This window comes from Oleiphilus sp. HI0117 (assembly GCF_001635235.1).
Map to the genome: position 1 here is coordinate 1 of NZ_LWGA01000878.1, position 2,014 is coordinate 2,014.

Annotated in this window: 3 protein-coding genes; all 3 read right to left on the reverse strand. The window is 46.6% G+C overall.

Annotated elements, in window-relative coordinates; genetic code table 11:
- The coding region (locus tag A3757_RS15370) for a YqgE/AlgH family protein (RefSeq protein WP_068739880.1) at positions 1 to 427 on the reverse strand (427 nt) is incomplete at its 3' end.
- Between the two features lie 37 nt (positions 428 to 464).
- Positions 465 to 1,331, reverse strand: coding sequence for a TonB family protein (locus A3757_RS15375; protein WP_231872330.1), 867 nt, complete (start codon positions 1,329 to 1,331; stop codon positions 465 to 467).
- Positions 1,332 to 1,373: 42 nt separating this feature from the next.
- A partial coding sequence (gshB, locus tag A3757_RS15380) for a glutathione synthase (protein WP_068739883.1) occupies positions 1,374 to 2,014 on the reverse strand: 641 nt, incomplete at its 5' end.

Here is a 2,014-nt window from a genome sequence, read left to right on the forward strand (position 1 = left end):
CGTCGTCAGCAAACAATATGTCCTGAGACCCGGGGCAAGTTAACCAAGTGTTTTCTGTGAGCTCACCTTCTAACTGCCCCTCTCCCCAACCAGCATAGCCAAGGGCAACCAGATAGGTTTGTGGCCCGGTTCCCTGTGCAATGGCTTCAAGGATGTCTTTAGATGTGGTGAGTTTCAGTCCGGATGATAACTCTAGCGTAGATTGCCAACATTTTTCACCATCATGAAAGATAAAACCACGATCTCTTTGGACCGGCCCGCCAGCGTAAATTTTGGCATCAGTATCAATCGTCATACTGATATCTAACTGTTCGAGTAACTCAGCCAAGCCAATATCGGTAGGGCGGTTAATCACAACGCCCATTGCGCCATCGCTGCTATGATCACAAATATACGTCAGAGACCCTGAGAAGTTTGGATCTTTCATCTGGGGCATTGCGATCAGAAACTGATTTTCTAAATGGCTACAAATAGCTGGATACTCCACTCTTGTTATAAGAAAAGGTGCGAATCAATTCTAATACATCTCGCTCTTTTCTTACATTCTTTGGAAAGGGCGCAAAGGGCGCCGCTCGATGAACAATATCTCTGGTTTTGGAGTCCAGAACTAGATCTCCTGAGCTCTGTAACACGACAACCTCTTTAATCGTGCCATCGGAATAGATAGAAATTGAGACGCGGGGTTTACCATACAAGCGCTTCCCGGCATCTTCAGGAAAGTTCAGACTGCCTGTCCGCTCTATCTTACTGACAACGTGCGCCACATATTGAGAATCGACCGCTTTCATTGTCGAGGCTGCGGTCAAGCGAGTCACCCTTGGGCGTTTAGCATAATTTTGCCTCTGCCTATCTAAATCAGCTTCCAGTTCAGCTATTTCGAGGCTTCGTTCCAGAATGGACTTTCGAGGCTGCACTTCGGTGGGCTTATTTTCTTCTTGCACACGATCAAACAGGCTGGGTCTTAGCCTTTCGCCCGATACCGAGCTGATCACCTGTTTATCACGCTTTTCTATACTGTCTTGTGTTGGCGCTGGAGAGCTGGCTAATTGCTCCAGGGCATTGAACTGCTTCGATTCAATCGGCGTCGTGACTCTCGCTTTTTCTTCTAGCGTACCGCTGCCAAGCTGGTTGGTCTCGGCAAAGAAGTCCGCCTTATCTGGCTTGGTCTCATCCTCAAAGCGAGAAAGCGTAATTTCCATAGTAAACGCCACGGGCTCCGGATCTTCTTCCAGAAAATCGGTCAGGATAATTAAGCTATGTAAGGCCAGCGCGACAAAAACCGTAAAACTAAGACGATCAGTATCGCTAACACCCATTGCTCGTGCTACCACTGCCAATTTAGCTCCCCTACAGATTGCGTCTCTTGCTTCATATTACTTTTTACTAGCACTCAATTTCTGCTCAATCGTCGATATTAGCTTATCAGCAATTTTGATTTGGCTAACCCTTTCAATTTCCTGAATACAGGTTGGACTGGTGACATTTATTTCTGTCAGGTAATCACCAATCACATCGATACCTACAAATAACAAGCCCCTATCTAGTAAATCATCTTTTATCTGATCAACGATCCAATAGTCACGTTCAGTCAGTGGCAGCACTTCTCCACGACCACCTGCAGCCAAATTGCCTCGCGACTCACCTTGCCCCGGAATTCTCGCCAAGCCAAAAGCAACCGGCTCACCATCAATAATAAGTATACGCTTATCGCCATTCTTTATCTCAGGCAAATATTTTTGCGCCATCACCTGTTGCTGGCCATGCTGACTCAGCGTTTCGAGAATCACACTTAGGTTACTGTCCCCCAGAGTCACTCTGAAAATAGAAGCGCCTCCCATACCATCCAAGGGTTTATAGATGACGTCTTCATGCTGCTTACAAAACGCTTTCAAGCGTTGCTGATCTCTCGAGACCAAAACAGGCGGGCAACATTGGGGGAAAAGAGTCGCGTATAGCTTTTCATTACAATCTCGCAAGCTTTGGGCTTTATTTAATACTAAAGCTCCCTGCTGCT